The 3,564-nt window shown below is 33.2% G+C and carries 4 protein-coding genes; all 4 read left to right on the forward strand.

Features of this window, described 5'->3' with window-relative positions:
- Positions 1–49 precede the first annotated feature (49 nt).
- The 4 genes from V7659_RS14080 to V7659_RS14095 all read left to right on the forward strand — a co-directional run bounded on the left by V7659_RS14080 (position 50) and on the right by V7659_RS14095 (position 2,813).
- Positions 50–733, forward strand: coding sequence for an acyltransferase (locus V7659_RS14080; RefSeq protein ID WP_335540528.1), 684 nt, complete (start codon positions 50–52; stop codon positions 731–733).
- Positions 734–787: 54 nt separating this feature from the next.
- Complete coding sequence (locus V7659_RS14085) at positions 788–1,372, forward strand: serine acetyltransferase (protein WP_335540529.1); 585 nt, start codon at positions 788–790, stop codon at positions 1,370–1,372.
- A gap of 14 nt (positions 1,373–1,386) precedes the next feature.
- On the forward strand, positions 1,387–2,421 hold the full coding sequence (locus tag V7659_RS14090; protein WP_335540530.1) for a lipopolysaccharide biosynthesis protein: 1,035 nt from the start codon (positions 1,387–1,389) through the stop codon (positions 2,419–2,421).
- A 20-nt stretch (positions 2,422–2,441) separates the two neighbouring features.
- On the forward strand, positions 2,442–2,813 hold the full coding sequence (locus V7659_RS14095) for a hypothetical protein (RefSeq protein WP_438825864.1): 372 nt from the start codon (positions 2,442–2,444) through the stop codon (positions 2,811–2,813).
- Positions 2,814–3,564 lie beyond the last annotated feature (751 nt).

Raw genomic sequence — 3,564 nt, forward strand, 5'->3', positions numbered from 1 at the left:
ATAGCACAAATGATTAGTGAGAGTATTTCAAACAAAAGGATAGATTATTATGAATAAATTTTTGAAATTGGCATTATCGGTTCCAAAAACAATATGGTTTAACTTTATTGTCTTTGGAGTAAAGAAGGGAATCCAATGTCCTGTATTTGTAGGGTATGATGTAAAAATAAAAGAAATTCATAGAGGTAGTATTATTTTTTTAGGTACAACAAAAACAGGTGCGGTTAAAATTGGAATTAACCATGGTACTGAAGGGATATTGGAATATAATTCCAAAAGTTTTGTAAAAGTATCAAATGGGTCAAAACTAATATTTGAGGGAACAGCTGATTTTAAAGAAGGAATTAGCTTAATTGCTTCTTACGGAGGGGAAATCGTTATTGGGAATAACTTTTCCAGTAATCGTGGCTGTTGCATTTCAAGTGATACTAGTGTTCAAATTAATGAAGATGCTATGTTAGGCTGGAATGTTCATATTAGAACATCAGATGGACATCCTATTTTTGCATTGGATGACTTATCACACAAAATAAATGAAAATAGGCCGGTAGTTATTGGAAAACATGTTTGGATTGCATCCAATGCTAACATTTTAAAAGGGGCTATTATACCAGACAATTCTGTTGTTGGATATGGTGCGTGCGTTACACGTGGATTTAATGAGAATAATTCAGTTATTGCTGGTTGCCCGGCAAAGATAGTAAGAACAGGGGTACATTGGGAAAGGGAATGAGAAATTATTTCGAGTTAGAGGAGTTTTTTCTCATGTCAATATAGGTGAGAATATATGAAGCAAGAACTCAAAGAAACAATTAAAGCGGATATTTTTCGCAATTTGGGATGTGAATTGAGTACAGGGCAGATCATAAAAAAATTTTTATTTGAAGAAAGTAGACCCTGGAAGTTTATTGTGATGTTTCGTTTGGCTCATGAATATGACGCTGAAAAGGGAATTGTTGGCAAAATTATTAAAAGACTATACAATTATTTTGCCTTTAAATATGGATATGAAATCGCGCCACGTACTCAAATTGGAAAAGGGTTCCGCTTGCCTCACAGAGGGGGCATTATTGTAATCCATGCAAATGCTGTTATTGGCGAGCAGTGTGAGATTATGCAGGGTGTGACAATTGGTAATAATATTATGAAATCGCGTAATGCTGTGGCGGTAATAGGTAATGGTGTGACTTTATGCGCTGGTGCAAAAGTGATTGGTGATGTAAGAATCGGAGATAATGTCATGATTGGTGCAAATTCAGTTGTTACTAAAGATATTCCTGCGAATTCTATCGCAGCCGGAATGACTGCTAGAGTAATTAAAGCAAATGTAACCCCGCCGATAGTCTACGATTTGAAAAATATTTCTAAATAATACGAGGCGCATTTATGGGAGAAAAAAACTTTTTGAAACATTTTGCTGTAATTGGCGGTGGAACCTTTGCCAATATGCTTTTGGGATTGTTAACAACGCCTATTATTACTAGGATTGTAGATCCTGAAGAATATGGCCAGCTTTCAATCTTTACACTGTATTCAGGAATTATGCTAATGGTTTTATGCTTAGGCTTAGATCAGGCATTAGTAAGATATTACTATGAAAAGGATTCCGAGGGATATAAAAAAGCGCTGCTTTTAAAATGCATTAAGTTGCCAGTTGTTATTAGTTTGATGGCAAGCATTGTTTTTATTTGTTTATCGGCATTTAATGTAATTCAGTTTGAATTTGACACCTTGGTAATATCTCTTCTATGTATTTATACAATTATTCAATTAATATATAGATTTAGTCTTTTATTGGTGAGACTTGCATATAAGAGTAAACTTTATTCCAAATTAAATATCCTCAATAAACTTACATATATTGTTGTAGCTCTTCCATTAGTGTATTTTATTGGGCATGATTATCTCTTAATGCTTATTATTGCCACTATGGCTTCTGGGTTTGTATGTATGATTTGGAGCATGTTTGCTCAGCGTAGCCTATGGGATTTAAAAAATGTTGATTCGTCTGAATGCTATATTTCGTTATTGAGATATGGTTATCCATTTATTATTTCAATGGGAGTAACCACATTGTTTCAGGCTATAGATAGAATTTTCCTGAGTATATATCGCACTTATTCTGAGGTTGGAATTTACTCTTCAACCATGACACTTGTAAATATATTTGCAATTGTCCAAACAACATTCAATACGTTATGGACACCTATGTCTGTTCAGCATTATACAAAAGATAAAGATGACAGAAGCTTTTATCAAAAAGGAAACCAGATTATAACAATTGTTATGTTTTTCATTGGTTTAACATTGATTTTGGGAAAAGATATCTTTGCAATTTTGCTCGGTGAAAAATATCGTGCCGCTGCCTATATTTTGCCATTTTTAATNNCACTATATCCGAGACAACAGTTAGTGGGTTAGTTTTCTTAAAAAAAAGCAAATTGCAGGTTGTAGTTGCTGTAGGAGCCTGCATTACAAATATCATCGGAAATACATTGCTTGTTCCTAAATTTGGCAGTCAAGGTGCTGCTATTTCTACTGGACTTTCTTATATTGTATTTTTTACACTTAGAACAGTATTATCTAATAAGTTTTTCTATGTGAACTATAGATTAAAAGCTTTTTATCTAATGACTGCTGTGACTGCTATCTATGCTTTATATAATACTTTTATCGATTTCAATATAGGATCAGTAATTGGATATGTAATTTGTATCACCATGTTAGTGGCTCTATACTGGAATGATGTAAAATGGGGAATCAATTATCTTTTAAATACAGGGAAGGCTTTACTGAAAAGAAAAGGTAATTGACTAAACAATGGGTGACAGGCACCATCCACAAAGTTTCCAGTTTGATTAGTTTAAGTGGCCCTTGTTGTTTATTGTTACTGACGTTCTATTTTTTCAAGAAATTGATGGAATCATGTCCTAAATCTTACGGAAATATTGATCGATATAAAGGGGAAGCCAGCTACTCCCATTGGCTTCCCCTTCAATTAAATATAAACCTGATAGGTTCTACTTTGGTGAAGGAGGAAATATTCGGGAGTTGGCTGTATGAGATGGTTAATGGTGTTAATTTTTCTGGAAATTGAAGTATGTGAATGAAGTGGCTCTTCGAATTGCAGTGAGTGTTGAAAAAGACGTCTCCCATTATGTATTACTGTGACCAAAGCTGTATTGGAGGCGTCTCACAAAAATAAAGAGGTTATTATATCAGATTACAAGTTTATTGAAAATTCCTAAAGCTTTTTATTTGAGTATGCAGGGAGTTTCCCTTTTCCGGTTGTGGAAAACCATGATGGGTGTTGGACTAAGAGGAAGAAAATACAAAGAAACATCTGCGTAGATAAGAGTCTATACTATTCAACGGATAGCTTGTGATAAATTGTATAAAATTCATCATGAATTTTATACAATTTCTTAGTGTGTTATAACTTTTCTAACCTGAAAAAAGATTATTTAAATAATTACATATAACTTATTCTTATTATTAAAATTTTGTTAAAATCATCTTCATAATAACTTTTCTGGATATTTATTTAGTAGGAAAGAGTTAGAA

This window comes from Neobacillus drentensis, from assembly GCF_036966985.1.
GTDB lineage: Bacteria > Bacillota > Bacilli > Bacillales > Cytobacillaceae > Neobacillus > Neobacillus drentensis_E.

Bases quoted from the DNA above. Each gene is read 5' to 3' on its own strand.
- V7659_RS14080 (WP_335540528.1), top strand. From the start codon at position 50: ATGAATAAATTTTTGAAATTGGCATTATCGGTTCCAAAAACAATATGG.
- V7659_RS14085 (WP_335540529.1), top strand. From the start codon at position 788: ATGAAGCAAGAACTCAAAGAAACAATTAAAGCGGATATTTTTCGCAAT.